The organism is Pantoea sp. EA-12 (genome assembly GCF_030053355.1).
GTDB classification, from domain to species: domain Bacteria; phylum Pseudomonadota; class Gammaproteobacteria; order Enterobacterales; family Enterobacteriaceae; genus Pantoea; species Pantoea vagans_C.
Genome location: NZ_JASGBY010000001.1, coordinates 253585 through 279438, shown reverse-complemented (window position 1 = coordinate 279438; position 25854 = coordinate 253585). Strand labels below are relative to the sequence as shown.

Genomic DNA, 25854 nt, shown 5'->3' with positions numbered 1-25854 from the left:
ACGGCTTACACCGATATTTCACAGAAAAATGAAAAGCATCAATTAATAACAGGCTGTCCTGGTGTGGGCGAAGAAATAAAAAATACGCCAGCCTGTTTTAACCGTAATAATTATTTACGATCGGCGCGGAAGCACTTCATATCGACTTCCACTTTGCAGTCGACCACTAAATCCTGCACGCTACAAATACGTGCGGGTGGGTTTCCGCTGAATATCTCACTGAATACTTTATTAAAGGAGCTGAAATAGCGCGCGTCGGTTAATACCGCTGTGACGTGTACTACATCCTCCACGCGATAGCCCGCCTCGCGCATGATGTTCAGGCAGTTATCGAACGCCAACTGCGTTTGTTCAATGATGCCACCTTCTACTACTTCACCGTCGAGCATGGGGGTCTGGCCTGAAATATACAGCCAGCCATCGGCTTCTACGGCGCGCGCGAAGGGCAGCTTTTGCCCACCGGTGCCGGTTCCGCCTTCAATGCCATAACGTTTAATCGCCATGCAATTCTGCCTCGTTTCTGTGTTGATTGATTGTCCGATATATCAGACTTCAATCTGCAATACCGGATAGGGCAAGATTTGCACAGGAAATTGGCTTTTGCAATATGTGACGCGCTATTTAATTTTTTGTGATGTTGGCGGGATCGCAAAATAAATCGCTTTGCATAGTTTTGTTTAACAAGAGTGTGACCGCTGTCGTGATTTCTCATTTATTAAAAATAAGGCGTGCGCCAAAACGAGGCCCCAAAATAGATCACCATAATATAACGGGCGTGACGATTTTTTATTTTTACGGGGATGGGTAATTGTTGCATTGGGGTGTATGATGCATCTCTTTTTTAGCGTATTCCATTCGCAGTCATGCAACAGGGGAGTGAGCGTATGCCGGATGAAAAACCGTCACGGGCGCGCGGCGTTGACCGGGTTATTGATATTTTTCGTCAACTGCATATTGCCCGTCAGCCGATGGCGATGCGGGATCTGATCGATGCCACCGGCGCACCGCGTTCCAGCGTGTATGAGCTGGTGAGCTTACTGAGTGAAGCGGGTCTGGTGGAGTTAGATGCTGAAGGCGCGGTGTTCTTTGGTCGTGAAATGCACTATTACGGTGCGGATTACATGGCACATAACGATCTTATCCGGCGCGCACATCAACTGATGGTTGAGATCGTGGCTCGTCACGGCGAAACCATTCAGCTTTGCATGCTGGAAGGGGATAAATACACGGTGGTGCTGTCTGAAAGCAACGCTCACCCGTTCAAGATCAGCTCCGATATTGGCGTGCGGGTGCCGATTACCTGGACCGCAACGGGGCGTTTACTGCTGAGTAACTGGTCGGACAGCGCCATCCTCGATCTGATCCCAGAAGAGGATTATCGTCTTGCCAGCGGCCAGATTCTCGATAAACAGGCCTTTCTCGATGAGATTCACCATGCGGGCAAATTGGGCTACTGCATGACGGAAGGGTTATCCGAGAGTTTCACCTGCTGCATGGCGGCACCGATCCGTTCGCGCAGTGGTCAGGCGGTGGCCGCCATCTGCTTTATGGTCAGCCGCGATACCCCACAAGAGCGTCGCCAGATGTTGTTGCAGGAGCTGATCACCTCTGGGCAGAAGCTGTCCGATTTCACTTGATGATGTTTTCCGGTGAGCATCAATGCGCACCCTACGAAAACCGCGATCGATCGTCGTAAGGTTGCCATTTATGGCAACCGAAAAGCGCTAAGCCGACACGTTATACGCCATTGATGGCACCACCTTATCATTCCAACTTTTCGTCGCATTCCGTTACAACCCATTGCCCCGGCGTTTATTTTCCCCGCTTAAGGTTGTGTTAAGGTAATTGATAATAATAACTATTCTTTTTACCACGGAGTTTTAGGATGAAAACGCGCCTGCTACTGGCAATGGGGTTACTGGCTTCCACCGCGGCTTCGGCCACGACTTACCCGCTCACCGTCACCGACATGGACGGTCATACGCAAATCATCAATAAAGAGCCGCAACATATCATCCTGCAGGATGGTCGCGATATTCTGACGCTGGCACTGCTGGACCGCGATGATCCTTTTAAACGCGTAGTTGCATGGAATAACCTGCCGAAAAAACAGGACACTCAAACCTGGGATCTGCTGAAGGGAAAATGGCCGGAAGCGACCAAAATTGTCGATATGGGCTTTAGCGATCAAGGGCAGGTGAATCTGGAAAGCGTGTTGGCGCAGAAACCCGACATGATGATTGCTCAGCTGCGCGCGAAACCGGCACTGGAGCAGTCTGGCGTGCTGACTACGCTGAACAACCTGCATATCCCGGTGGTGTTCGTGGATTACGAACTGCATCCTGCGCAGAATACGGCACCCAGCGTGACGCTGCTGGGTAAGATCCTGAACCGCGAAAGCCAGGCCAAAGCCTACACCGATTTCTACCAGCAGAAGTATGACCACATCATGAAAGGCGTGGCTGAGGTGAAGAACAAGCCGACCGTCTTTATTGAACCCATAGCAGGCAATAGCGATAACTGCTGTTTCACGCACAGCCACAACGGCTGGGGTGGGTTAGTGGAAGCGGTGGGGGGCAAGAATATAGGTTCTGAGCTGCTGCCGGGCAATGCTGGATTTGTGGCACTGGAAAAAATCATCGCGATGAAACCTGATGTTTACATCATGTCAGGCTCTAAGCGTCCGAACACTAATGTGCTGCCATTCGGCTATGGCGTGCAGCCGAAAGAGATCAACGCCACCTTCCAGACGTTGCTGAAGCGCACGGGCCTGGCGCAGATTGAGCCAGTAAAAAATGGTCGTGTATACGGTGTGTACCACCATTTCTATAACCATCCGTACAACATCATCGGAATGGAAATTCTGGCGAAAGACCTCTATCCGCAGCAGTTCGCCGATCTCACGCCTACCGCTGATTTCCGTACCATTGTGAAAACCTTCACCAAGCTGCCCGATCAAGCTATCGACCTGAGCTATCCAGACAACAAGTAATGCTGTTGAGCGGGAGGCTGAGGGCTAGAGGCTTTTCATACCTGCGTGTTGTGGTCGCCATTCATGGCGACCCAACCACTAAAAATTCTCTGACAATATGACATTCAATATTGTTATGTTATAACATAACAATAAACAGGGTTGCGATCAGCTTGCTGACGCAACTGGATTGGTCATTTTGAAGGAGTTGCAATGTCATCACTACCCCCAGACTTTAAAAAATTGCCCGTCACGGTGCTCTCAGGTTTTCTTGGCGCAGGAAAAACTACGCTGCTCAACCACATTCTTAATAATCGCGAGGGTCGCCGCGTGGCGGTGATCGTCAACGATATGTCGGAAGTCAACATTGATGCAGCTCTGGTGCGAGAGGGCGGGGCAGAGCTTTCTCGTACCGATGAGAAGCTGGTTGAGATGAGCAACGGCTGCATCTGCTGCACACTGCGGGAAGACTTATTACTGGAAGTGGATCGTCTGGCAAAAGATGGTCGCTTCGACAATCTGGTAATCGAATCCACCGGGATTTCTGAACCTTTGCCGGTGGCGGAAACCTTCACCTTTGCCGACGAAGAGGGGCAGAGTTTGTCAGAAGTCGCGGCGCTCGACACCATGGTGACGGTGGTGGATGGCTTCAACTTCCTGCGTGACTATGAATCCAGTGAGAGCATTCAGGCGCGTGGCGAATCCATGGGTGAAGAAGACTCGCGCACTGTAGTGGATTTGCTGGTGGATCAGATTGAGTTCTGCGACGTGCTGATCCTGAATAAAACCGATCTGATAGATGAGGCAGAAAAAGCGCGCCTGATGGCGATTCTACGTTCGCTGAATCCTCGTGCGCGCATCGTCACTTCTGAATTTGGCAAAGTGCCGTTGGATCAGGTGCTCGATACCGGTTTATTTGATTTCGAAGCGGCTTCGCTCGCGCCCGGTTGGTTGCAAGAACTGCGCGGTGCACACACGCCAGAAACCGAAGAGTACGGGATTCGCAACTTCGTGTTTCGTGCGCGTCGGCCATTTCATCCCCTGCGTTTTGCTAAGGTCATCGAAGGTGATATGCAAGGAGTGGTGCGATCTAAAGGCTACTTCTGGCTCGCCAGCCGCCCACACCATGCCGGTTCCTGGTCGCAGGCGGGCGGCGTATCACGCCAGGGCTTAGCGGGTTTGTGGTGGGCAAGTGCGCCTAAAGAGCGCTGGCCGCAAGACGCCGAAACGCTGGAATACATCATGGAAAACTGGGTGGAAGGCAGCGGCGATGCGCGTCAAGAGTTAGTATTTATCGGTATTGAGATGGATGAATTGGCTCTGCGCAGCAAGCTGGAACAGGCACTGCTCACGGACGAGGAGATGGCACAAGGAAAGGAAAAGTGGGCAGCGTATCTGGACCCGTTTGAGCCCTGGTTTCAGTGAATAAAAGCCGCGTGGGTCGCCATAAATGGCGACCCCACAACGATTCTGCGCTGTCTTCGTAGTGTGTGCATTCATGCGCACCGACATTAATATTCTTTTTTTGCACTGATTACTGTGAACGTCCCAACCACATTGATACTTCTACACCGTCATTAAAGGGCAGAGACATATAGCCGCGTCCGCTGTGCACGCGCTCCAGATACTCGGGGCTGAAATCGGCATCATCGGCGATAATCAGCGCGCCTGGGCGGAGATGCGGCTCGACCAGCGCCAGTATTTCTGGGTAAATCGCCTTCGCACCATCCAGCACCAACATATCGATCACATCAGGCAGATCGCGGCTCAAGGTGTCGAGCGCATCACCAACGCGTACTTCAATCAAATCGCTCACACCGGCATCGGCGAAATGGTTACGTGCCAGCGCGACTTTACCCGGTTCGAATTCACTGGTGATGATCTGGCCGCCGCCGTTATCGCGCACCGCGGCTGCCAGGTGCAGCGTCGAAATGCCAAATGAGGTGCCAAATTCCACGATAGTTTGCGCTTTGCTGCTGCGCGCCAGCATGTACAGCAGTTTGCCGGTTTCACGCGATACCGCCAGCGGCACATTTTTCAGGTGGCCGTAGAGTTCGAGGTACTCCGTTTTGCTCTGCATCAGGCGATTTTGCTCTTCATCGGACATGACGCGAAAAGCTTCATTGGTCGGATGTGCCATGTTGTCAGCCAGCTCGAACAGATAGTTGAGCAAAGGGGCTAATGGTGCAGACGTTAAGGTATTCATGATGTTTCTCCGTGGATTTCTCTGTGCAAAAAGAATACGATGAATCATTCGCATTTCACTATTCGTGTTCAGGAGTGACTGATGGCTGAACGTCGTAACACTAAGATTTCAGAGAGAAAAAGGCCGCAGCAGGCACGCTCCAGCGAACTGGTTTCTGCGATTTTGCAAGCCGCTACTCAGGTTCTGGAACTGGAAGGTGCCACGCGATTCACCACGGCACGTGTCGCGGAGCGTGCGGGCGTCAGTATTGGATCGCTCTATCAATATTTCCCCAATAAAGCGGCTATCCTGTTCAGACTACAAAGCGAGGAGTGGAAGCGAACCGGCGATTTGCTGGGTTCGATCCTGCGCGATCGCAGCGTTCCGGCGCGTGAAAGGCTGCACCAACTCACATACGCTTTTTTGCACTCAGAGTGTGAAGAAGCGGCGATGCGTACCGCGCTCAACGATGCCGCTCCCCTGTATCGAGATGCGCCGGAAGTGGCAGCAGCGCGTGCGGCGGGTGAGAACGTGGTGGGTGATTTCTTACAGGAGTTGTTGCCGAACCTGGAGGAACAATCGCGCCTCAGGGCGGCAGATTTGATCAACAGCACACTGGGCAACGTCGGTAAGCATTTTTCCGAAACGCCGCGCTCTGATGCTGAAATTCAAGCCTATGCCAGCGATATGGCAGACATGTTCTGTGCCTGGATCAGGGAATTGGGGGCAGAATTGCAGTAAAACATGGGCCTGGAAATCTCTGAAAGCAGTAAACAATCTCATTATTCGCATTCTCATTAATCCACACCGCGAGTAAGCTTTATGAAAACCTTTTCACAGCCGGATGGAAACACGGCCAGCAGATACGGGAGAGCAAAATGGCAGTAAAAATGATTGCGGTGGATATGGATGGCACTTTTCTCGACGATAACAAGCAATACAACGCGCAGCGCTTTTCGCGTCAGTACGCGTTGCTGAAAGAGAAAGGCATCCGTTTCGTGGTCGCGAGTGGCAATCAGTATTACCAGTTACAACGCTATTTCCCTGAGATCAAAGATGAGATCGCCTTTGTTGCCGAAAATGGCGCATGGGTCTCTGACAGCAATGAAGAAATTTTTTGCGGCCAACTGGCACCCGAGCGTGTGCATCAAATCCTCGATATCCTCGCTAAAGAGCCGGACATCAGTACCGTGGTGTGTGGCCGTAACGGCGCCTATGTGCATACCTCGATGCCGGAAGAGGTCATTGCGATGTTAGCCAATCACTACCATCGCCTTGAAAAGCGCGACAATCTGTATGACATCGATGACACCATCTTTAAGTTTTCACTCAACCTGGCACACGAAGGGGTAGATGCACTGCTTACGCGTCTGCACGCGGAGCTGGGCGCGATTGAAAACATCATGCATCCGGTCTCCAGCGGCTTTGGCTTTGTTGATTTGATTATTCCCGGCTGTCATAAGGCGCATGGCATTGCGCTACTGCAGGAAAAATGGGGCATCGATGATTGCGAAGTGCTGGCGATAGGTGACAGCGCCAACGACCTCGAAATGCTGCGTCAGGCCTGCTACAGCTTTGCGATGGCCAACGCCGCCGAAGTCGTCACCGCTGTGTCGCGCTATAAAACCGACAGCAACAATGACGAAGGCGCATTGAATGTGATTGCCCGTTTGCTGGCACGCGAAGAGCCGTTTGGGTAAATATTCCAGGTGCGCATTAATGCGCACCCTACGCCTGCAAAAACCGCGCTCGATCGTTGTAGGGTTGCCATGTATGGCGACCGAAAAGCGCTTAACCGACATGCATGTCAGCATTACCTCAGGAAAAATAACCCGCTTCGCGCATATCCTGCAGCAGACCTGGCCCTGTCGGCTGCCAGCCAAACGTTTGGCGCGTCCATCCACTGGAAGCTGGGTTATCCACGGAGGCAAAGAAGGCCATCCAGCCGAGCCACGCTTTAGCTTCTTCCTGCGCCAGGCTTTTGACCGGCAAGGATAAGCCGGCTCCAATGGTTTCGGCGATTTGGCGAAACGCGATGCCTTCCTCCTGAATCGCATGCAGAATTGTCCCGGCTTCTGCTTTCTCCGCCGCCAGACAAAACAGTTCAGCGGCATCATCACGATGCACCGCGGGCCAGCGATTGCTGCCATCACCGATATAGACCGCAGCCCCTTTCTCCTTCGCCATGTTGATGATCATCGGCACAAATCCGTGGTCGCCTGCGCCGTGCACGGTCGGTGGCAAACGCACCAATGACACGCGAACCCCTTTGTCGGCCATCGCCAGTGCAGCGATATTAGAGTCAGAGCGGGGATGGCCGCCCGATACCGGTTGGGTTTGTTCAACGGCGAGGCGGCCGGGCGACACCAGTGCGGTGCCGGTGGTGACGACCAATGGGCGGTTAGATCCGGCGAGCACCTCGCCCATAGCCAGAATCGCTTGTTGATCGATCGCCGCCGCATGATCCATGCGGCTGAAGTCATGAATGTAGCCGGCATGAATCACGCCATCACTCTGTTCAACGGCGCTGCGTAAGCTGGCAATATCCTCTAAATCCCCGCGTATCACCTGTACACCCTGGTGTTGCAGTTTTTCGGCGGAAGCGTCACTGCGCGCTAACCCGAGTACGTCCACGCCACGCGCCTGTAATTTTTTCACAATGGCAGAACCGATAAATCCGCTCGCGCCGGTCACAAAAAGTCGCATATTGGTACTCCTCTTTCTGGCTGTTGAAGCACTATGATAAAAGTCTGCGGCGCGGCGAAAAGTCGTGAGCTTATACAGGTATATGCACTAACAGGATAACGCCATGCCTCTGCAAGACGACAATCTGCTCGGAAACTATCTGCGTGAACGCCGCCAACGGCTGGATGCCGGCAAACTCGGTTACCCGCTGCAGCGACGTCGCACGCCGGGATTACGCCGTGAAGAAGTGGCGGTGCGCGCGTGCGTCAGTACCACCTGGTACACCTGGCTGGAACAGGGAAGAGGAGGCGCGCCCTCAGAGGAGGTGTTGGAGCGTTTAGCCAAAGCGCTGGAGTTGAGCGCCGCGGAGCGTGACCACCTGTTCCTGTTGGCACAAAACCGGTTGCCGGGCGTGACCTGGCAGGCGGGTGTGGATGTCTCACCCTCTTTACAGCGAGTGCTGGATAGCATGACGCACACCCCTGCGCTGGTGAAAACCGCAGAATGGCAGGTGGTGGCCTGGAACCATGCGGCGACGAAAGTGTTCGTGGATTACGCGCAACTGCCGCCAGAGCAGCGCAACATTCTGCTGATGATGTTCAGCAATGAAGAGATGAAAAAGCGGCTGCCGGATTGGCATCAGGTTACGCGTGGCATGGTGGCAAACTTTCGCGCTGACGTCGCACGGACCGGCGCAAGCGAACATGTGCGGGCGCTGGTGGACGAACTCTGTGCAATGAGTGAGACCTTCCACCAATTGTGGCAATCGCAGGAGGTGAGCCAGCACGGTGAAGGGATCAAACAACTGTGGTTGCCCGACGAAGGCGTGCTGGAGTTGGAGTACAGCACCTTCGCCGTTGAGGGTAAACCCGGGTTAAGTCTGGTGGTGTTCAATCCTCGTTTACAGAGGGATTGTGAGACGGTTGCGCGCTTGATGGCGCGTCCATAGCGGCGCGTAAGTTGGATTCCATAGCATCCAAAGCGGCCTGATTTTCCAGCCCCCACTGATACATCTGCTCAATAGGTTTCGCGAAGGTCATCCCCAGCGGCGTTAAGCGATAGTCCACTTTAGGCGGGATCACATCATAAACGTGGCGCGCGATTAGGCCACGCTGCTCCAGCTCTTTTAACGTTTGAAACAGCATCTTCTTGGAGATGCCCTGCAAGCTGCGCTGCAGTTCGCCGGTGCGCGCTCGCCCATCGGGCCAGTGATAGAGCGCATGGAGTACCATGCTGCTCCATTTCAATGAGAACAGATCCATCAGGCGGCGCGGCGGCGAATCCGCGAAAAAAAACAGCTTTCCATCGACCCATGCTGGCATGGGAATCTCCTCTTATGGTTACCATTTGGTAACTACTATCATTATCGAACCAGGTTGACTATAGTCTGCCGCCTTCAATTCAATAACGCCAGCCATGGCGGAGGCAGCATGAAAATCAACGCATTAGTCGCACAAGACGCAGCCAAACCTCTGGTATCCAGCCAGATAGCGTTGCGCCCTCTGCAACCACAGGATGTCAAAATTGATATCCTTTACTGCGGCGTATGCCACTCCGATTTGCATATGGCGCGTAACGAGTGGGCGGTCAGCCGCTATCCGCTGGTACCCGGTCACGAGATTGTTGGTCGGGTAAGGGAAACCGGTGCCGCGGTAACCAACGTCAAAGTCGGTGATGTGGTGGGTGTCGGGGTAATGGTCGATTCCTGCCGTGAATGTCACTTCTGCCAGCAGCAGGAAGAGCAATATTGCGAAGCCGGTTTTACTGCCACCTATAACGGCATTGATAAACACACGGGTGACAGCACCTGGGGCGGCTATGCGCAGAATGTGGTGGTCGATCAGCATTTTGTGGTGTCAGTGCCACAGAACTTGCCGCTGGCAGGCGTCGCGCCATTGCTGTGTGCGGGAGTCACCGTTTGGTCGCCGCTGCGTCACTTTAAGGTTCAGGCGGGTGACAAAGTTGGCGTGGTGGGCTTGGGTGGTTTGGGCCATATGGCGGTGAAGCTGGCGAGCGCGATGGGAGCGGACGTCACGTTATTCACCACTTCACCGCAAAAGGGTGCGGATGCGAAACGTCTGGGTGCCAGCCGTGTGGTGGTATCGCGTGATGCTGAGCAGATGGCGGCAGCACAAACCTCACTCGACTTCATCATCGACTGCGTTTCAGCGCCACACGATCTCGATCCTTATCTCGCCACACTGAAAACCAACGGTCGTTTGGTGCTGGTCGGTATCCCTGATCAACCCCATCAATCCCCTGACGTGACGCCGATGGTCTTCCGTCGCCTGAGCATCAGTGGCTCTTCAATTGGCAGTATTAAAGAGACCCAGGAGATGTTGGATTTCTGTGGCGAACATAACATTACGGCGGATATCGAATTAATCGCTGGCGAAGCGGTAGAAGATGCTTTTGCGCGTATGCTGAAAGGCGATGTGAAGTATCGTTTCGTGATTGATGTAGCGGCCACCCGCTGGTGATAAAAGTTGGCGATTTCAGCCTGAAATCGCCAACATAAAGCTAGCTTAACAAGGGGATATTAGGCCTGGTTTAACCGCATCGATTGAAATGCGCCGATTTACTGAGCACTATATGGCCTGTTCTAGTCAGAAATGGCAGGAGGCCACATGTATCCCCTCGAACTTCACTTTATAAATGCCCGTCAGACACTTTCTCTCAAACAGCATGAAATTAGCTCTGTATTGCAACGCACCTGGCAGCAAGCTAATAGCCACATTGCCTTTAATCCACTCGATGTGGTGATCAAGGCGGGGCAATTCGTCCTTGAAGGTAAAGGATGTCTGGGATACTGCCCAGAACCGGGTATTGTCTATCTTACGGTTGATCCGCACATCAGCGATTTGACCGAAGAGAGTCTGACGCGCATGTTCGCGCACGAATTACATCACGCCGCTCGCTGGGACGGCCCCGGTTATGGCAGAACCCTGGGCGAAGCGCTGGTGTCTGAAGGTTTAGCCGGACATTTTGCGCTAGAGGTCTGTGGCGGCGGCCCGGAGCCATGGGAGAGACTCGACAGTTCTGTACTTGATGCTTTTATTGAACGCGCTGCGGAACAGTGGTCGCAACCCTGGTACGACCATAATGCGTGGTTTTTTGGTACAGCAGAGATTCCGCGCTGGTGCGGCTACTCGCTGGGCTTTGCATTGGTTAAGGCCTATTTACGCGATCATCCGCAGCAGAACGCGGCATCCTTGGTGCAGGCAGATGCGCAGCTGTTTCACCCGTACCTTAACCGGTTAACACGTTAGCGCAGTTCCAGCATCATTCTGGCTGTGGCGGGAACTGGCCAATCTGCTGGAACATCGCCATCCAGTCTTCCATATGCCAGGTGGTCGTCACGCGCTCGCCGTTAAGCAGGTGAAATTCATGAAGCCGCACGCTGATGCGCTTGCCGGTGGGCGCGATGCCCATAAATTCACCCTCATGCGTGCCGGTGATTTCAGCGCGTACCGCTATTTTCCCCGGTTCCTGCAGCATGTCGTGCACGATGATGTTGATATCCGGGAACGCGGTGATGAAGCCTGCCAGCAACGGCTTGAAACCTTCAGGACCTGGCCCTTGTCCTGGCGCCAGCGGAATATCTTGCCAGTCGGGTGTCACCGCCAGATCCAGCAGATTCGGGTTCTTATCACTGAAAGCACGATACAGATTTTCTACCGCTGCACGTTCATTTTGCAGGCGAGAGGTCGATTGAGTCGCAGACATGTTAGACACCTTTTTGATGAGTTAGCGGTGCAGTTCACCGGCTTGTGCAGTATTCCCGAAGCTGCCACTATCAATCCAACAAATGAACGGTATAGAGCGTTATACAAAAAATGAATTTTGATGGTTTCGATCTCAATCTGCTGGCGGCATTCAATGCGCTGATGCTGGAGCGTAACGTCACTAAAGCGGCGGCGCTGGCCGGGGTGAGCCAACCGGCGATGAGTGCCGCTTTGGGTCGCTTGCGTCGTGCGTTTGATGATCCGCTTTTTATCCGCAGCGCCGAGGGGTTGCGGCCGACCGCGAAAGCACAGGAGATCGCCATTCCAATTGCTGAGGCATTAGGGCAAGTACGCCAGCTGATGAAGCCCGCTGAGGTATTCGAACCTAACGCTAAACCGCGCACTTTCACCCTGGGATTGACGGAATACCCGCTGCATGTGCTGTTGCCGGCATTAACACAAAAGCTCGCGATACTCGCGCCCAACTGCACAATCCACGTGCGTTATTTTATTGACCGCGATGAAGTGGTAGCGCTGCTGGACGCCGGCAAGATTGATATGGCTGTCGGCGTCCCGCCGACCAAAGCAGAAAACCGTATTCTTTCCCAACCGCTGTTACGTGATGATTTTGTCACCATGGTGGGACGCGATCATGCGAGCGCGGGTGAGAAAATGAGCCTGCAGGCATTTTTGTCGATGCGGCATATTCTGGTGTCACCCGAGGGCCAGCATTATGGTCTGGTGGATCAGAAACTGCGTGAGCAAGGGCTGGCAAGAACCATCAGCCTGACGCTGCCCACCATGTTTACCGTCCCCGCTCTTCTGCGAGGCACGGATTATGTGGCGACGGTACTACGCCGAGTCGGCACCACCTATGCTCGCCAGCAAGATATCATCATGTTCGAACCACCGCTGACGCTGCCTTATGTTCCCTTTGATCTGCTGTGGCATCGCCGCACTCAGGATAGCGCGGCGCACCGTTGGTTGCGGCAGGTGATCGAAGAAGTGGGAAGTGGCGTATAGTGGCATCATAAAAATAACGTTTCAGGCCGTTCTAACCATACAACATCAGACCAGGAGTCCACTTTTCATGCTGGGGATTATTCGTGTATTAACCCATCCGGATCAGCACTTTGTCGAAGAACATGCTCGGCTGATCCATCTGGAATACGGTATCAATGCCATCAGTCGGGCGATCCCCGACCAGTACAAAGGCATTTACGATGACGCCAGTGAAGCGCTGGCAGTGCCAAAAATTGTTGCGCTGGGTCAGCAGTTAGAAGCCGATGGCTGCAACGCGCTGTTTCTCAGCTGTGCGGCCGATCCGGGCCTGGCATCATTGCGTGAAGCGGTATCGATTCCGGTGATCAGCGCCGGTTCGGCATCGGCCAGCATTGCACGCATGCTCAAGCGTCCGGTAGCGGTGATGGGCATTGGCGCGGCGGCACCTGCGCCATTCCGTCAGCTATTGGGTGAAGACGTGCGTTATGCCCGCCCTGCAGGGGTATTGAACACCACCGATCTCCTGAGCGCAGAGGGGCGGGCGAGTGCCTTGGCCTGCGCGGATAATCTGTATCGTGAAGGCATCGAAGTGATTGCTTTCTCCTGCACCGGTTTCTCCACCATTGCGCTGGGCGACAGCATTCGCCAACAGCTGGGCAAAGTGGCGGTGGATGCCGTCAGCGCCGCCGGTTTGTTTATCAGCCAACTCGCGCCTGCCACATCAAGATAAAAGTGTTGCGCCGTTGATGAACGGCGCACATCAATCCGAAAAATTTTTGTGCTATTGGCAATAAACAATTCCTGTCGCGTTCCGATAACTCCTCTCGCAAGCTCAACAAAAATAACAATCGCAGGGGAAGAAACATGGGACTGGTTTCACGATTACGCAATGTGCGCATTACCCGCAAATTGTCGGCAGGGTTCGGGATTGTGCTGTTGCTGGTGGCACTCGCGACGGGATTAAGCGTGCAGCGCTTCACCACCATTCACGATATTTATCAGAAAACCAATCTGATTTATGACATCAATATTGAGGTGTTCCAAGCGAAGATTAATCGCCTTAAATATCTCTATGGCGATGATAAATCGGGCAAAGTTATGGCCGATTACGTGACGCATGCACAGCAGCTAAACCGTGAAGCCAAACAGCTCAGCTGGACTGACAGCGCCCGTGCGCTGGTTGATGAGCTGGATACCCACCTCGCCAGCTTCCAGAACAGCATTGGCGCGATGACGCAGGCTACCCAACAATTAAACAGTCTGCGCGCACAGCTTGATTCCTTGAGTCAGCAGGACATGACGTCGCGCTACACCCAACTGATCCGCACGCCGGTGACCAATCCCGAGCTCACCAATCAGATTTATGAGCAGCTGTTTGCCATTAGCAACGTGCGTGAAGAAGCATGGGCGCTGCGCTTCAATGTGTCTGACACGCTGCGCAATACGCTGCAAACCCATTTCCAGCAGGCCGACCAAGGCATGAAAGCGCTGCTGGCTCAGCTGCCGCCGGAACAACAGGGCGGGTTTACTGCGTTGTGGCAGGACACTGAACGCTTTAAAGATCTCAGTCTGCAAGCTGCCGACAGCTACGGACAATTACGTAGCTCGGAAGACACCGTCAAAGTGGCGGGTGATAAAAGTAGTGCGGTGATCAAAAAAATCATCTCGATTGTGAAAGAGCGTAACGATGAGCTGGCGAATGGTTCTGCTAAGCTGTCGCTGCTGATTGGTGGTCTGGCGATTCTGTTTGGCGTGCTGGTGGCGTGGTACATCATTCGCCAGATTACGCGTCCGGTGTTCCATAATCTGGAGCTGGCGGAGCGCATCGCCAGCGGCGATCTCAGCTCGCAATTCACCACTGACCGTCACGATGAACTGGGCAAGCTGACATCCGCTATGGGCCGCATGAACGATCGTCTGCGCAGTATGATTGGCGATGTCCTGAGCAGCGTCAGCAGCGTGTCGCAGGCCGCCAGTGAGATCAATCAGGGCAACCTGGATTTGTCATCTCGCACTGAACAGCAGGCGGCAGCGGTAGTGGAAACCGCAGCGAGTATGGAGCAGTTAACGGCAACGGTGAAAAATAACGCCGCGAACGCCCGTCAGGCGAGTCAGATCGCCGCAGAAGCCTCGCAAAATGCCAATAAAGGCGGTATTGCGGTGCGCGATGTTGTAAGCACCATGGGCGAAATCTCGGATAGTTCGAAGAAAATTGCTGATATCACGGCGGTGATCAATAGCATTGCCTTCCAGACCAACATTCTGGCGCTGAATGCCGCAGTTGAAGCGGCTCGTGCCGGTGAACAAGGGCGTGGGTTTGCAGTCGTTGCCAGCGAAGTGCGTAACCTGGCACAGCGCAGTGCGGGCGCCGCGAAAGATATTGAACAGCTGATCAGCGAATCGGTCAGCCGTATCAGCAACGGTCACCAACAGGTGGCGCGTGCCGGTGAAACCATGGATCAAATTCTTGGCAGCATTGCGCGTGTGAACGAGATTATGGAAGAGATCTCCGCCGCATCCGATGAGCAAAGCCGTGGTATTGAACAGATTGCCCGCGCGGTCGGTGAACTCGATACCACCACACAGCAAAACGCCACGCTGGTGAGCGCCTCGTCGCATTCGGCAAACTCGCTGGAAGAGCAGGCAATGATGCTGGAGCGGCTGGTGGCGCAATTCCGCTTACAGGACGCGGGGCGGTAATTTTCCGACGATTGCAAAGGAGGCCATCAGGCTTAATGCTTGTCAGTTAAGAGGCTGGCGATAACGCCGGCTGGAGCCGCACCGGGGCCGGCGGTCCTCGCGCCGCTACGCGGTACCTTCACTTCACTCGTCTGCCTAACGGACCGGTGCCGATGAACTGAACCCCTTAACCTGGACTGCTTAAGTCAGCTTATTTTGATTCTGAGTCCGGTACTCCACCGGGCTCAGTCCGCCAAGTCCCATCTTTATCCGCGAACGGTCCGTCCGGCACGACGTGGAAGTCGAAGGTACCGCTTTAGCGGCGCGAGGACGGCCCAGAGGGGGCAGTAGTGGCGGCAGAGCCCGCACAGAAAAGAAAGGCCACTTATCAATAAGTGGCCTAAGTTCTTAACTGACAAGCATTAGGCCATCAGGCCGCCTTTGTTATTATAACGGCTTGAGATGATCGTCTTTTTTTAACGTCAGCAGTGCGACAAAGCTCACCAGCGCGGTGAGCGATTGAAAATCGCTGTGGGTTCATAGTTTTAACTGATGAAAAGTCGCGGGATGCTGGCCATATTGCTGTTCTTTGCAGCGTTACGATAAGTTTTTGCACTATTAGTTAAGCGCAAGGTAAATATTCTTAAAATAAAGCGCTGCGCTTGTCCCTTTTGCCGTTAAACTGCTTTTCTTGTCGATCAGATTTTTCCTGTGAATGAATTATTACTCGCCTGATGATAGCCACCTGAAGCGGCGTTCGGAGCGCTTCGTTCGTCGTATGTTTATCATGCGCCAGCTTGGCACAATTTTATGTTTCTTCCCGATTCTCTCTGTATTGATGGAGATGCATCGAGGCGTCGCCTTCTGCGCCTTACTGTTTGTGAATGCCTTTATCTGGCCGTGGATCGCCTGTCGCCGCGCATTGCGTGCCGAAGACCCCACCGGGACAGAACGTAACAACCTGACGCTTGATGCTGCCTTCGGTGGAATCTGGGTGGCGCTAATGGCGCTGAGCCCGTTACCTTCATTTGTCATCATGGCGGTGCTGGCTTCAGATCGTTATGCTGCGGGCGGTGCAGCGCAATTGATCGCCGCTATGCAGGCGTTTCTCTGCGCCTTTGTGATGGTGTGGCTGGTGGATGGCGCAGCGGTGAATCTGACATTCAGCACGCAAACTGTGTGGCTGACGTTGCCGCTGGCAACCTGCTACATGTTGGTACTCAGCGTGACCTCATACAATCTGACCTGGCATCTGCGTAAACGAAATCGTGAATTAGAACGTATAGCACTGATGGATCCGGGTCTGGAAATCCCTAACCGTCGTCTGTTTGAACGCCGTCTGGAGAGTGAGTTTCTCAGTACGCGTCGTGGCGACAGTGCAGGCTATCTGTTGCTGATGGATCTGGATTACTTCAAATCGGTCAATGATACCTGGGGCCATGAAGCAGGGGATTTCCTGTTGGCCGAGATCTCAGCGTTGCTGCGCAACGTGGTGGGTTTGCAGGATATACCCGCGCGCTTCGGCGGTGATGAGCTGGGGGTGATTGTGCACCATGCCACGGATGAATCGGTGGTGGCACTGGCGGAGTTGCTTAAGGATAAAATTGCTCAGGTGCGGTTACCGGCATCGGCTGATTTTCGCTGCTCGGTCAGTATTGGTATTGCGTCTGCTGCGGGTGCTGAATCTCTGCGTCACTGGTTGCGGCATGCGGATGAAGCGCTGTATGAAGTGAAACGCGCCGGTCGTAATGGGGTGCGCCTGTGGCAATCACCCCTCGCCGGCGCGGCGTAACTATGCGAAGGTGGGTTCGCAATCTACCGGGAAATTGAGTGAATTGGCGATGAAACAAGCTTCATGCGCCTGATGATGTAATGCGCTTGCGCGGTCCGCATCTGCCGGATTGCGCAGCGTAATATGTGGCTTCAGAGTGATCTGGGTGAAACGCCCGCGCGTCCCTTCCTGCATCGTCCCTTCTGCGGCATCTTCGTAGGCTTCCACAATAATGCCCGCAACCGCACACAGATGCAGATACCACAATTTATGGCACGCCGATGCGGAGGCCAGCAGTAACTCTTCAGGATTCCAGCGTGAATCATCCCCCAGAAATGCAGGGTCCGCACTGAGTGCAACGGTGGCTTTGCCGTCTGCCAGCAACTCGCCATTGCGATCGTAAGCCGTATAAGATGAAGTGCCCTTACCGCGATTGCCGGTCCAACGTACTGTGACCTGATAATGGTGTTCCTGTGCCATGCCGAAGTTCCTTTCATTACGTAACAGGCGGACAGTCTATATCAAACAGACCGAATATCGCGGCGCATTTTATTGCGACATCCGGGCTAACAAGCGTGATAAATCACGCCGCTACGCATCAAATGCTGTTGATATTCCTTAAATTCCGCGCGTTAAATCCTCAATATGCAATTTTTCTGTCTGGCAGATGGAAATCAGGCTGGCGGGTGCCTCGCTCAGACGGACAAAGGTATGCCGCATGGTGCTGTCGATATAGGCACTGTCACCTTGGGCCAACCGTAATGGCGCATACAACTGCGTATGCAGCATCACTTCGCCCGCCAACACATAAATAAACTCTTCACCGGCATGCTGCGACCAGGCTTCGGGTGGCGGCAGTTCACGCGTTTCAATCTCCATCACCACCGGAATCATCCCTTTTACCAGCAGTTCAGCGGCGTGGACTTCATAGCGAAAATAGGGATTGGTGAACGCTAAGCCTTTCCCGGCCAGCGTGTAGGTGCGACGTCCCTGGATTGCCACACTCTCCACCGGTTGGTGCGGGAGTTCATCGGCAAATAACTCCGCCAGAGAGTAATCAAAGGCGCTGGCAATCTTCGCGATGGTATCGAATGACGCTGAGACCTGTCCTTTCTCAATCTTCGATAGCGAAGAGATTGAGACACTGCTCAATTCAGCCACCTGCTCCAGCGTTAACTCACGCGCCTGTCGTATCGTCTTGATACGCAATCCAAAATCCTGCTCGCCGGTTAAGGCGGCACCCAGCCCGGAGGTTTCATGTTGTCGGGTGGTTTTCATCGGAGACTCTCCTCCACTGAGTGAACTGGAAAGCCAATTTCTCACATATGATAAAAATTTTCACATAAGAAAATTGTATTGGTCTAAATGTGAGCGACATAGCAGTTTAGGGAAAAAATCTCTGGGAGCGGCTATGAACACCACCATTGCAACCATCACCCTGCCCGCGTTCTACGACAAAACGCGCAATCTCAATAATCTGCTCGACTGGATGACGCGTGCCGCGTCTGCCGGGGCAGAGTTGGTGGTTTTCCCCGAGCAGGTTTTACAGGGCTATCTGCCCGATACGCTTAACTGGAGTGGTGAAGCGGTGAGCTGGCAAGTGGCGCAGGCCGAAGTGGTGCCAGAGGGCGAAAGCGTGCAGGCACTGCAAAACCTCGCCACTCAGCTCGGATTGCATGTGGTATTTGGCATGACGGAACGTCATCCCGAACGTGCCGAAGTGCTGTTCAACAGTGCAGTGCTGCTGGGCCCATCGGGGTTGGTCGGCGTATATCGCAAAGTGCATCAGCCTGGCGATGAAAAGCATGTCTACTATCCCGGCAGCGACTTTCCGGTGTTCAACACGCCGTTGGGGCGCATTGGCATGCTGATCTGCTACGACAAAGTTTTCCCTGAGAGTACCCGCGAACTGGCGCTAAAAGGGGCTGACATCATGATCATGCCCACCGCCTGGGGCTACGCCGGTGACGGCAGTGCGGGGGACGCCGATCCGATGGTAGATTGCTACACCCTGTTTGGCCGCGTACGCGCGCTGGAAAATCAGTGCTGGATGATTGAATCCAACCTGTGCGGTCATCACGGCAATCTGCACTATCACGGTCACAGCCGCATTATCGATCCGCTGGGCAATATTGTCGCGGACAGCGGCACCACCGAAGGCATGGCGCTGGCCACCATCGACACGCAACCGGCCATTCTGCGCGCCCGCAGCACCGACTATATCGGCTATCACTTCCTGAAAGATTACGTTCCGGTGCAGGCTCCGCCTTCACCGCTGACGGTTCACAATCGCCACGCGCGACCTTTGGGAGAAAACCATGAATAAAGTTCTGGAAGCCGCTGGCATCCATAAAAGTTATCCCACGCCGGAGGGGGAGGTGACGGTGTTGCGTAACCTGAACTTCCACGCCAATCGCAACGAGTTTGTCTCCTTTGTCGGACCGAGCGGCTGCGGTAAATCCACATTGTTCAACATCATCACCGGCCTGTTGATGCCGGACAGCGGCAGCATCCTGCTGAAAAACCGCGAGACTACCGGCACGCCGTCACCGGAACTGGGTTATGTGCTGCAAAAAGACCTGTTATTCCCGTGGCGCACGGTGATCGACAACGTGATTCTCGGGCTGGAAGTGCGCGGCATGCCGAAAGCGGAAGCGCGGGCTAAAGCGCGTGAACTGTTTGAACTCTACAAAATGACCGGCTACGAGCAGAAGTATCCCTCACAGCTTTCTGGTGGGATGAAACAACGTGTCGCCCTGATGCGCACCATGGTGACCAACCCGGAAATCATCCTGATGGATGAAGCCTACAAGGCACTGGATTATCCGCTCAAGATCTCGCTCGAAAGTGAACTGTTGAGCGTGGTGAAACAGCAGCACAAGACGGTGATCTTTATTACGCACGATATCGAAGAGGCGGTCACGCTGTCCGATCGCGTCTACGTGATGAAAGCGCGCCCAGGGGAGATTGTGCAGGAGATTGAAGTGGATCTCGGCACGGACAGTTTGTCGATCCCTGAGCGCCGCCTGTCACCGCGCTTCAACGAATATTACGAGCACATTTGGCGCAGCATTGGCATCCAGCCTGAGCCGGTCAACTAACGAGAGGACAAGATGGTAATGAATACAGTGTCTACGCGTCCAACCGTGAGTGCCACCGCGAACCGCAGCGTCCGCGAAACCTTTTTCCGCTCGGCTAACGCCCGCCGCTATACGTTGCTGTTCTTGCAGGTGGCGATTGTAGTGGTGTTGCTCGGTGGCTGGGAGTTAGGCGTGCGCAGCGGCAATATCAATGCGTTTCTGTTCTCCAGCCCGTCTCAGGTGTGGGATGTGCTGGTACAACGTTTTCAGTCTGGTGAGATGCTGACCGACATCCGCGTTACCGCGATTGAAACCCTGGTGGGGTTTGCGGTGGGCGCGGTTGGTGGCTCGATTCTTGGGCTGCTGCTGTGGTACTCACGTTTTATTTCCGACCTCGCTGCGCCCTTTATCGCCGCCATTGGCTCCATTCCGGTGCTGGCCATTGCGCCGATGACCATCATCTGGTTTGGCACGGAGATGCTGTCGAAAGTAGTGATCGTGGCGTTTTCCTGCGTGGTGGTCTCTCTCACTACCTCCTACAAAGGCGCGATGCGCACCGATCCTGACTTAATTAACCTGTTGCGCTCCTTCAACGCGGGACGCGGAACCATTTTCTTCAAGCTGGTGGTGCCGTCGGCGATGCTGTGGGTGCTGTCGGGTTTACGCCTTAACGTCGGGTTTGCGCTGGTGGGGGCCATCGTAGGCGAGTACATCTCTTCGGATAACGGTGTGGGTCACATGATCCTGCTGGGCAGTTCCAACTTCGGTATGAACATTGTGCTGGCTGGCATCGTGCTGGTCATGCTGATGATGCTGTGCTTTAACGCGCTGGTGGCATTTCTTGAACGCCTCATTCTCTCCTGGGACAGGAAATAATCATGAAAAAATTCCGTTTGGCTACGATCTCTGCCGTTGTTTCTTTGGCTTCACTGGTGAGTGCGCAGGCGGCTGACACGCCAGTGCGCATCAACCAGGCATTTCAGTCGCTGCTTTACCTGCCACTGTATGTGGCGCAGGAGCAGGGCTTTTTCAAACAGCAGGGCGTTGATGTAAAAATCAGCACCGGCGGCGGCGGGGCGCAATCCTGGGCGGCGGTGATTGGCGGTTCCGCTGATTTCTCGATTCAGGACCCGGTATTCGTGCCGAAAACCCGTGAAAACGGCGGCAAAGGTGTGGTGGTGGCGGGGGTGCAAAATGCGCCCACCATCTTTGTGTTCGGCAAAGAAGCAGCATCATTGCAGGATAACTTATCGCTGTTAGCGGGCAAGCGCGTGGTCACCAGCCCACAGCCGGACACCACCTGGGCGTTTATGAGTTATCTGATCAAACAGAACAATTTAAAAGATGTGAAGCTGGTGCATGTGGCGATCGGTAACGAGATCCCAGCCGTAGCGGCGGGTCGCGCGGATTATGCGTTGGCGGCAGAACCGCAGGTGACCATGGCGGAAGAGCAAAACGGCCTGCATGTGGTTTACTCCTTCTCAGCCGCGCAGTCCTGGTATCCGTTTGCTTTCTCCAGCCTCACCACTACTCAGCAGTACATCGATAAAAACCCGCAGGCGGCACAAGCGGTGGTCACCGCGTTTGAGCAGGCATCGCGCTTTATTTATAAGCACCCGGATGAGTCGGTGACCATCGCACGTAAATACTTCCCGGCATTGCCAGAAGCGGTGGTGAAGAAAGCGGTACAGCGTGAGATTGATGCCAAAGGCTATCCAGAGAATGTATTGGTGTCGCAGAAAGCCTGGGATAACAACATGAACATCGCGCTCTATGCCAAAAACATTAAAGCTTATCCGTCGGAAGCGACCTCTTATCAAAACAACGTGAACACCGCACTGGCGACCAAAGCCAAAGAGGTGGTGGATGCGATGGGTGATAAATAAACCCTTACTGCGTCTCGATATCCGTTGGGGCGGCCTTCAGGCCGCCTGTGAGCCAAATGATCAGGAGTTATTATGGATGCCATTGCCCTTCGTCTGGCACTGATTCAGCGCCACTGTGCGGCCGATGCCGCTGAACTTGAACATCTACTCACCGATTGTGAAGCGCGTGCGGCGGGAATATCTGCCTTCGCCCTGCAACATTTTGCACCGACATTGCTGCCCGCCAACGCCTGGGTTTCCGCATTGCAACCGCCACTGGAGTTACCGCATGAGTGAGTTAATTGACACCTCAATGCTGAAGCTGGCGCAGCAGCTACGTACACGCCAGACCAGCGTGCCGGAACTGGTGGAAGCGTGCCTGGCGCGCGAAGAAACCACGCGCGATCTTAACGCGTTCAATGAAGTCTATGTGTCTCAAGTGCGACAAACCGCCAAGGCCAGCCAGCGCTTGCTGGAACAGGGCTACGATCTCGGCCCGCTGCACGGTATGCCGATTGCCATCAAAGCCAATATCGATTTGGCGGGTGAAGAGATGCATGCCGGCAGTGAGATTCTGCGCGGCAACATCGCCAGCCGCGATGCCGTGATGGTACAGCGGCTGAAACAAGCGGGCGCGCTGATTATCGGCAGCACCAACATGCATGAGTTCGCGTGGGGCGGCACCACCAACAATCCGCATTACGGTGCCAGCAGCAACCCGTGGGATGACAGCCGTATCCCGGCGGGATCGAGTGGCGGATCTGGTGTCGCGGCATCGGTTCGTAGCGCATTGGCAACGTTGGGGACTGACACGGGCGGATCGATCCGCTTGCCTGCCTCGATGAATGGCATCACCGGTTTACGTCCTGGGGTGGGGCGACTCTCGACAGAGGGCATTTTCCCGCTGGCGACCAGTCTGGATACCGTTGGGCCATTGGCACGTTACGCCGAAGAGTGCGAAGTGTTGTTTAACGTGCTGGACGGTAAGACGCAGCCGCTGACCACGCTGCCGGAGTTAGCGGGCTTGCGCATCGGCCTGTTACCGGATGTGCATCAGCAGGTTCAGCCGGATGTGGCTGCCGCCTATGATCAAATGGTGCAGTGGTTTAGTGCAGCGGGCGCGCGTTGCCAGACGCTGAGCGTTACCGGGCTTGATCAGGCGGTTAATGCGCTGGTGCTGATCAACCTCGCTGAACCTGCCTCGCTGCATGCAGCGTGGCTGGCAGAACGCCCGCAGGAGTACGGCGCGGATGTACGCAAATTGCTGCAAGCGGGTCTGGCGATCACGGCGGTGGAGTATTTGCAGGCGCAGCGCTTCCGCACAGGCTTACGTATGCAGCTGTTACAGCATCTCAATCAGGTGGATGTGATTCTGGTGCCGACCTTGCCCTTCACCGCGCCACACAAAGGTCTGGAAGCGATTCAGATGGGCGATCGTGAAGAGAGCGTGTTGACGGGCAACATGCGTTACAACGCGTTGGCCAGTTTATCGGCGCTGCCCGCCATCAGCCATCCGGCGGGTTTTGACCGCGACGGTATGCCGATAGGTATGCAGATGATTGGCCGGGATGGTGCCGAGCGTCAGTTATTGGCATTGGCGCGCGCCTTCCAGCGCGAGCATGATTATCACTTGCACACGCCTACCCGGCTGCGCGCGTGAAAGCCGTCTCGTTACGCGATGTGCTGATTCTGCTGCTGGTGGTCAATGGCTGGGCGTTTAATGTCATCGCGATGAAGTTTGGTCTGATGGAGTTGCCGCCGCTTTTTATGCTGACGCTACGGTTTGTGCTGGTCGCGGCGATTTTACTGCCTTTCCATCGCCTGACGTGGCGCCAATTGCCGGGCATGGTGCTGCTGGCCTTCACCTTTGGTTTTGTGCATTTCGGTTTGATGGTCATCGGCATGCAGACTGCCGATGCCGGCACCACGGCGGTATTTATCCAGATGGGCACGCCGATTGCTATGCTGCTGGCCGCTGTGTGGCTAAAAGAGCGGCTCAACTATCGGCAAATCGCCGGAGTGGTGGTGGCGTTTCTCGGCGTGATTATTCTGGCAGGCAGCCCGGCGCTGGAACACTGGCAAGGCATGCTGTGGCTACTGATCAGTGCCTGCGGCTGGGCATGTAGCACGGTGATCATCAAGCGTCTCCCGCCTGTCGCACCGCTGGCGATGACCGGTTGGTTGTCGCTGTTTGCCATTCCGTTGGTGGGTGTCAGTTCACTGCTGACGGAACAGCACCAGTTGGCATTGCTGATGTCGGCGGGCTGGCGCGGTTGGCTCGGAGTGATTTACAGCGCGCTGGGCTCGTCAATATTTGCCTATTCGTTGTGGTACGGCCTGCTTAAACGCTATCCCGCCAGCCAGATACTGCCGTGGTCACTGCTCAGTCCCGCGCTGGCGTTACTGATGGGCGTGGCGATCCTGCATGAAACCCTGGACCACAGCAAAGTGCTGGGCACCTTGTTGATCGTCGGCGGGATTTTATTGGCGGTGGTAAGGGGCACGGCGATCAGGAAAAGGGTGATGGCGTGAGGGAGCTGTCTAATCTGATATGTTTAAAAAAATGGATTTTATCGACATATCGCCAAAACGTGTCGATGCCATAAACATGTCACGGCCATATGTTTAAAAAAATGGATTTTATCGACATATCGCCAAAACATGTCGATGACATAAACATGTCACGGTCATATGTTTAAAAAAGTCGATTTTATCGACATATCCTCAAAACGTTTCGATGCCATAAACAGGTTCACGTCTTTACATCACCCAATAGCAAATCCAGATCGTTGTCAAAATACGGTCAACACCAGGTTGCACTGATGTCATGCCGATGTCATTAGTGTTGCACCTCTATGGCACTTTAATTCTTTCAAGCGCCACGCCTTCTTGGTCTGAACATTCACCATCTCAATGAATTAACAATGAATTTTAAAAATTCTTAAACATGGCATGCATCCTGCTTTGTTAGTTACATGTCAAAACGTAGTGCAATGACAGCTCAATAACATTGAATCCACTATGAATGCGAAAACAGACTTTTTTAATGCCATCGAAGCGGCCTATAGCCATCAGACGCCCAGCGAAAAACGGGTAAGTGCCTGGCTGCTGAGCCATCGGGAGCAGATCCCGTTTGAAACTGCTGACAGCATCGCGCAGGCCACTGGCACCAGCGGCATTACCGTCGGACGCTATCTGCGCAAGTTGGGGTTTCGCAACCTGGACGACGTCAAAAATGTGCTGCGTGAGTTGCCCAATACGCCTTACAAACACTGGGGCGTGATTGATCGTCTGGATGCGTGGGACCAGCAACAGTCGCTGCCCGATCGCGCTAACCAGTCTCTGCAAATGGAGTTGGATGCGATCCGTTACGTCTACCAACTGGCGCAGAGCGACACCTTTGCCCGTGTCAGCCAGCACATTGCGCAAGCTGATGCGGTGATCATCCTGGGGATTCAATCGACCCGCGGCATCGCCCATACCTTTTTCAGTCATCTGGAGTATCTGCGCCCGCGAGTGAGCTACGCCGATGGCAGTTCTGGCAGTTGGCTCGAATCGCTCAACTCTGAGTATGAAAAACCCTACGTGGTGCTGACCGACACGCGCGCCTACTCCACGGTTGCACGCCAGTTTTGCCGGGTGGCAAGCGAACGCCAGCTCTCCATGGCACTGGTCACCGATATCTGGTGCCCATGGGCGCGGGACTATCCGCTGGATTTACTGCAGGTGAAAACCGATACCGCCAACTTCTGGGACTCACTGGCCCCGGTGAGTTGCTTATTTAACTTACTGCTCTCAGCCGTGGTTGAACGCCTTGGGCCGCAACTATCGGCGCGCCTTGCAAAGAATCGCGCGCTGCAGCAGGAATTTGGCCAGTTTGAGCGCTAAAAA

27 protein-coding genes are annotated in these 25854 nt (G+C 54.3%); 20 read left to right on the top strand and 7 right to left on the bottom strand.

The window, feature by feature from the left end:
- Positions 1-110 precede the first annotated feature (110 nt).
- Complete coding sequence (locus QMZ30_RS01300; protein ID WP_039330199.1) at positions 111-503, bottom strand: RidA family protein; 393 nt, start codon at positions 501-503, stop codon at positions 111-113.
- Positions 504-884: 381 nt separating this feature from the next.
- Here QMZ30_RS01300 and QMZ30_RS01295 point away from each other — a divergent pair, with 381 nt between their 5' ends.
- The 3 genes from QMZ30_RS01295 to zigA all read left to right on the top strand — a co-directional run bounded on the left by QMZ30_RS01295 (position 885) and on the right by zigA (position 4396).
- Entirely contained in the window at positions 885-1637 is a 753-nt protein-coding gene (locus QMZ30_RS01295) for an IclR family transcriptional regulator (RefSeq protein WP_039330197.1), read from the top strand.
- 248 nt (positions 1638-1885) lie between these two features.
- Positions 1886-2992 carry an ABC transporter substrate-binding protein gene (locus tag QMZ30_RS01290; protein ID WP_283226041.1) on the top strand — a complete coding sequence of 369 codons (1107 nt, stop codon included), beginning with the start codon at positions 1886-1888 and terminating at the stop codon, positions 2990-2992.
- A 192-nt stretch (positions 2993-3184) separates the two neighbouring features.
- Positions 3185-4396, top strand: a complete 1212-nt coding sequence (gene zigA, locus QMZ30_RS01285) for a zinc metallochaperone GTPase ZigA (RefSeq protein WP_283226040.1) — start codon at positions 3185-3187, stop codon at positions 4394-4396.
- A gap of 109 nt (positions 4397-4505) precedes the next feature.
- Here the strand turns inward: zigA and QMZ30_RS01280 are convergent, their stop codons facing one another.
- Positions 4506-5177 (bottom strand): O-methyltransferase, encoded by a 672-nt coding sequence (locus QMZ30_RS01280; RefSeq protein WP_283226039.1) that lies wholly within the window; start codon positions 5175-5177, stop codon positions 4506-4508.
- Positions 5178-5258: 81 nt separating this feature from the next.
- Between QMZ30_RS01280 and QMZ30_RS01275 the strand changes: the two genes are divergently transcribed.
- Both QMZ30_RS01275 and QMZ30_RS01270 read left to right on the top strand, forming a co-directional pair.
- Positions 5259-5897, top strand: coding sequence for a TetR/AcrR family transcriptional regulator (locus tag QMZ30_RS01275; protein ID WP_283226038.1), 639 nt, complete (start codon positions 5259-5261; stop codon positions 5895-5897).
- 137 nt (positions 5898-6034) lie between these two features.
- On the top strand, positions 6035-6856 hold the full coding sequence (locus QMZ30_RS01270; RefSeq protein WP_283226037.1) for a Cof-type HAD-IIB family hydrolase: 822 nt from the start codon (positions 6035-6037) through the stop codon (positions 6854-6856).
- Positions 6857-6974: 118 nt separating this feature from the next.
- On the opposite strand, the gene QMZ30_RS01265 is transcribed toward QMZ30_RS01270, so the two are convergent.
- Complete coding sequence (locus tag QMZ30_RS01265) at positions 6975-7862, bottom strand: SDR family oxidoreductase (RefSeq protein WP_283226036.1); 888 nt, start codon at positions 7860-7862, stop codon at positions 6975-6977.
- 103 nt (positions 7863-7965) lie between these two features.
- On the opposite strand from QMZ30_RS01265, the gene QMZ30_RS01260 reads away from it, so the two are divergent.
- Positions 7966-8790, top strand: coding sequence for a helix-turn-helix transcriptional regulator (locus tag QMZ30_RS01260; RefSeq protein ID WP_283226035.1), 825 nt, complete (start codon positions 7966-7968; stop codon positions 8788-8790).
- On the opposite strand, the gene QMZ30_RS01255 is transcribed toward QMZ30_RS01260, so the two are convergent.
- Positions 8732-9163, bottom strand: coding sequence for a winged helix-turn-helix transcriptional regulator (locus QMZ30_RS01255; RefSeq protein ID WP_283226034.1), 432 nt, complete (start codon positions 9161-9163; stop codon positions 8732-8734). The two genes, QMZ30_RS01260 and QMZ30_RS01255, sit on opposite strands and share 59 nt — an antisense overlap.
- Before the next feature lie 108 nt (positions 9164-9271).
- Between QMZ30_RS01255 and QMZ30_RS01250 the strand changes: the two genes are divergently transcribed.
- Together QMZ30_RS01250 and QMZ30_RS01245 are read left to right on the top strand one after the other, a co-directional pair.
- Positions 9272-10321, top strand: coding sequence for an NAD(P)-dependent alcohol dehydrogenase (locus QMZ30_RS01250; RefSeq protein ID WP_283226033.1), 1050 nt, complete (start codon positions 9272-9274; stop codon positions 10319-10321).
- Positions 10322-10468: 147 nt separating this feature from the next.
- Positions 10469-11110: a DUF2268 domain-containing putative Zn-dependent protease gene (locus QMZ30_RS01245; RefSeq protein ID WP_283226032.1), complete on the top strand. Its 642-nt coding sequence runs from the start codon at positions 10469-10471 to the stop codon at positions 11108-11110.
- Between the two features lie 13 nt (positions 11111-11123).
- Here QMZ30_RS01245 and QMZ30_RS01240 read toward each other — a convergent pair whose 3' ends face one another.
- On the bottom strand, positions 11124-11567 hold the full coding sequence (locus tag QMZ30_RS01240; RefSeq protein ID WP_283226031.1) for an ester cyclase: 444 nt from the start codon (positions 11565-11567) through the stop codon (positions 11124-11126).
- 110 nt (positions 11568-11677) lie between these two features.
- Here QMZ30_RS01240 and QMZ30_RS01235 point away from each other — a divergent pair, with 110 nt between their 5' ends.
- From QMZ30_RS01235 to QMZ30_RS01220, 4 genes are all read left to right on the top strand, one after another.
- On the top strand, positions 11678-12589 hold the full coding sequence (locus QMZ30_RS01235) for a LysR family transcriptional regulator (RefSeq protein ID WP_283226030.1): 912 nt from the start codon (positions 11678-11680) through the stop codon (positions 12587-12589).
- A 67-nt stretch (positions 12590-12656) separates the two neighbouring features.
- On the top strand, positions 12657-13298 hold the full coding sequence (locus QMZ30_RS01230; protein WP_283226029.1) for an aspartate/glutamate racemase family protein: 642 nt from the start codon (positions 12657-12659) through the stop codon (positions 13296-13298).
- Between the two features lie 134 nt (positions 13299-13432).
- On the top strand, positions 13433-15268 hold the full coding sequence (locus QMZ30_RS01225) for a methyl-accepting chemotaxis protein (RefSeq protein ID WP_283226028.1): 1836 nt from the start codon (positions 13433-13435) through the stop codon (positions 15266-15268).
- Between the two features lie 694 nt (positions 15269-15962).
- Entirely contained in the window at positions 15963-17039 is a 1077-nt protein-coding gene (locus QMZ30_RS01220; protein WP_283226027.1) for a diguanylate cyclase, read from the top strand.
- Here the strand turns inward: QMZ30_RS01220 and QMZ30_RS01215 are convergent, their stop codons facing one another.
- Positions 17040-17498, bottom strand: coding sequence for an OsmC family protein (locus QMZ30_RS01215; protein WP_058970479.1), 459 nt, complete (start codon positions 17496-17498; stop codon positions 17040-17042).
- A 138-nt stretch (positions 17499-17636) separates the two neighbouring features.
- The gene (locus tag QMZ30_RS01210; protein WP_283226026.1) at positions 17637-18296 is read right to left on the bottom strand and encodes a helix-turn-helix domain-containing protein; all 660 of its coding nucleotides are present in this window, start codon (positions 18294-18296) and stop codon (positions 17637-17639) included.
- Positions 18297-18429: 133 nt separating this feature from the next.
- Here QMZ30_RS01210 and QMZ30_RS01205 point away from each other — a divergent pair, with 133 nt between their 5' ends.
- From QMZ30_RS01205 to QMZ30_RS01170, 8 genes are all read left to right on the top strand, one after another.
- Positions 18430-19344, top strand: coding sequence for a carbon-nitrogen hydrolase family protein (locus tag QMZ30_RS01205; RefSeq protein WP_283226025.1), 915 nt, complete (start codon positions 18430-18432; stop codon positions 19342-19344).
- On the top strand, positions 19337-20119 hold the full coding sequence (locus QMZ30_RS01200) for an ABC transporter ATP-binding protein (protein ID WP_283226024.1): 783 nt from the start codon (positions 19337-19339) through the stop codon (positions 20117-20119). The genes QMZ30_RS01205 and QMZ30_RS01200 overlap by 8 nt, the downstream gene beginning before the upstream one ends.
- A gap of 18 nt (positions 20120-20137) precedes the next feature.
- Entirely contained in the window at positions 20138-20974 is an 837-nt protein-coding gene (locus tag QMZ30_RS01195) for an ABC transporter permease (protein ID WP_283226023.1), read from the top strand.
- A 2-nt stretch (positions 20975-20976) separates the two neighbouring features.
- Complete coding sequence (locus tag QMZ30_RS01190) at positions 20977-21984, top strand: ABC transporter substrate-binding protein (protein WP_283226022.1); 1008 nt, start codon at positions 20977-20979, stop codon at positions 21982-21984.
- Positions 21985-22056: 72 nt separating this feature from the next.
- Positions 22057-22260 (top strand): hypothetical protein, encoded by a 204-nt coding sequence (locus QMZ30_RS01185; protein ID WP_283226021.1) that lies wholly within the window; start codon positions 22057-22059, stop codon positions 22258-22260.
- Positions 22253-23623: an amidase gene (locus tag QMZ30_RS01180; protein WP_283226020.1), complete on the top strand. Its 1371-nt coding sequence runs from the start codon at positions 22253-22255 to the stop codon at positions 23621-23623. Before QMZ30_RS01185 ends, QMZ30_RS01180 begins: the two co-directional genes overlap by 8 nt.
- Complete coding sequence (locus QMZ30_RS01175; RefSeq protein WP_064511449.1) at positions 23620-24495, top strand: DMT family transporter; 876 nt, start codon at positions 23620-23622, stop codon at positions 24493-24495. The genes QMZ30_RS01180 and QMZ30_RS01175 overlap by 4 nt, the downstream gene beginning before the upstream one ends.
- A gap of 489 nt (positions 24496-24984) precedes the next feature.
- Entirely contained in the window at positions 24985-25851 is an 867-nt protein-coding gene (locus QMZ30_RS01170) for a MurR/RpiR family transcriptional regulator (protein ID WP_283226019.1), read from the top strand.
- Positions 25852-25854 lie beyond the last annotated feature (3 nt).

Bases quoted from the DNA above. Each gene is read 5' to 3' on its own strand.
- QMZ30_RS01300 (WP_039330199.1), bottom strand. From the start codon at position 503: ATGGCGATTAAACGTTATGGCATTGAAGGCGGAACCGGCACCGGTGGG.
- QMZ30_RS01295 (WP_039330197.1), top strand. From the start codon at position 885: ATGCCGGATGAAAAACCGTCACGGGCGCGCGGCGTTGACCGGGTTATT.
- QMZ30_RS01290 (WP_283226041.1), top strand. From the start codon at position 1,886: ATGAAAACGCGCCTGCTACTGGCAATGGGGTTACTGGCTTCCACCGCG.
- zigA (WP_283226040.1), top strand. From the start codon at position 3,185: ATGTCATCACTACCCCCAGACTTTAAAAAATTGCCCGTCACGGTGCTC.
- QMZ30_RS01280 (WP_283226039.1), bottom strand. From the start codon at position 5,177: ATGAATACCTTAACGTCTGCACCATTAGCCCCTTTGCTCAACTATCTG.
- QMZ30_RS01275 (WP_283226038.1), top strand. From the start codon at position 5,259: ATGGCTGAACGTCGTAACACTAAGATTTCAGAGAGAAAAAGGCCGCAG.
- QMZ30_RS01270 (WP_283226037.1), top strand. From the start codon at position 6,035: ATGGCAGTAAAAATGATTGCGGTGGATATGGATGGCACTTTTCTCGAC.
- QMZ30_RS01265 (WP_283226036.1), bottom strand. From the start codon at position 7,862: ATGCGACTTTTTGTGACCGGCGCGAGCGGATTTATCGGTTCTGCCATT.
- QMZ30_RS01260 (WP_283226035.1), top strand. From the start codon at position 7,966: ATGCCTCTGCAAGACGACAATCTGCTCGGAAACTATCTGCGTGAACGC.
- QMZ30_RS01255 (WP_283226034.1), bottom strand. From the start codon at position 9,163: ATGCCAGCATGGGTCGATGGAAAGCTGTTTTTTTTCGCGGATTCGCCG.
- QMZ30_RS01250 (WP_283226033.1), top strand. From the start codon at position 9,272: ATGAAAATCAACGCATTAGTCGCACAAGACGCAGCCAAACCTCTGGTA.
- QMZ30_RS01245 (WP_283226032.1), top strand. From the start codon at position 10,469: ATGTATCCCCTCGAACTTCACTTTATAAATGCCCGTCAGACACTTTCT.
- QMZ30_RS01240 (WP_283226031.1), bottom strand. From the start codon at position 11,567: ATGTCTGCGACTCAATCGACCTCTCGCCTGCAAAATGAACGTGCAGCG.
- QMZ30_RS01235 (WP_283226030.1), top strand. From the start codon at position 11,678: ATGAATTTTGATGGTTTCGATCTCAATCTGCTGGCGGCATTCAATGCG.
- QMZ30_RS01230 (WP_283226029.1), top strand. From the start codon at position 12,657: ATGCTGGGGATTATTCGTGTATTAACCCATCCGGATCAGCACTTTGTC.
- QMZ30_RS01225 (WP_283226028.1), top strand. From the start codon at position 13,433: ATGGGACTGGTTTCACGATTACGCAATGTGCGCATTACCCGCAAATTG.
- QMZ30_RS01220 (WP_283226027.1), top strand. From the start codon at position 15,963: ATGAATTATTACTCGCCTGATGATAGCCACCTGAAGCGGCGTTCGGAG.
- QMZ30_RS01215 (WP_058970479.1), bottom strand. From the start codon at position 17,498: ATGGCACAGGAACACCATTATCAGGTCACAGTACGTTGGACCGGCAAT.
- QMZ30_RS01210 (WP_283226026.1), bottom strand. From the start codon at position 18,296: ATGAAAACCACCCGACAACATGAAACCTCCGGGCTGGGTGCCGCCTTA.
- QMZ30_RS01205 (WP_283226025.1), top strand. From the start codon at position 18,430: ATGAACACCACCATTGCAACCATCACCCTGCCCGCGTTCTACGACAAA.
- QMZ30_RS01200 (WP_283226024.1), top strand. From the start codon at position 19,337: ATGAATAAAGTTCTGGAAGCCGCTGGCATCCATAAAAGTTATCCCACG.
- QMZ30_RS01195 (WP_283226023.1), top strand. From the start codon at position 20,138: ATGAATACAGTGTCTACGCGTCCAACCGTGAGTGCCACCGCGAACCGC.
- QMZ30_RS01190 (WP_283226022.1), top strand. From the start codon at position 20,977: ATGAAAAAATTCCGTTTGGCTACGATCTCTGCCGTTGTTTCTTTGGCT.
- QMZ30_RS01185 (WP_283226021.1), top strand. From the start codon at position 22,057: ATGGATGCCATTGCCCTTCGTCTGGCACTGATTCAGCGCCACTGTGCG.
- QMZ30_RS01180 (WP_283226020.1), top strand. From the start codon at position 22,253: ATGAGTGAGTTAATTGACACCTCAATGCTGAAGCTGGCGCAGCAGCTA.
- QMZ30_RS01170 (WP_283226019.1), top strand. From the start codon at position 24,985: ATGAATGCGAAAACAGACTTTTTTAATGCCATCGAAGCGGCCTATAGC.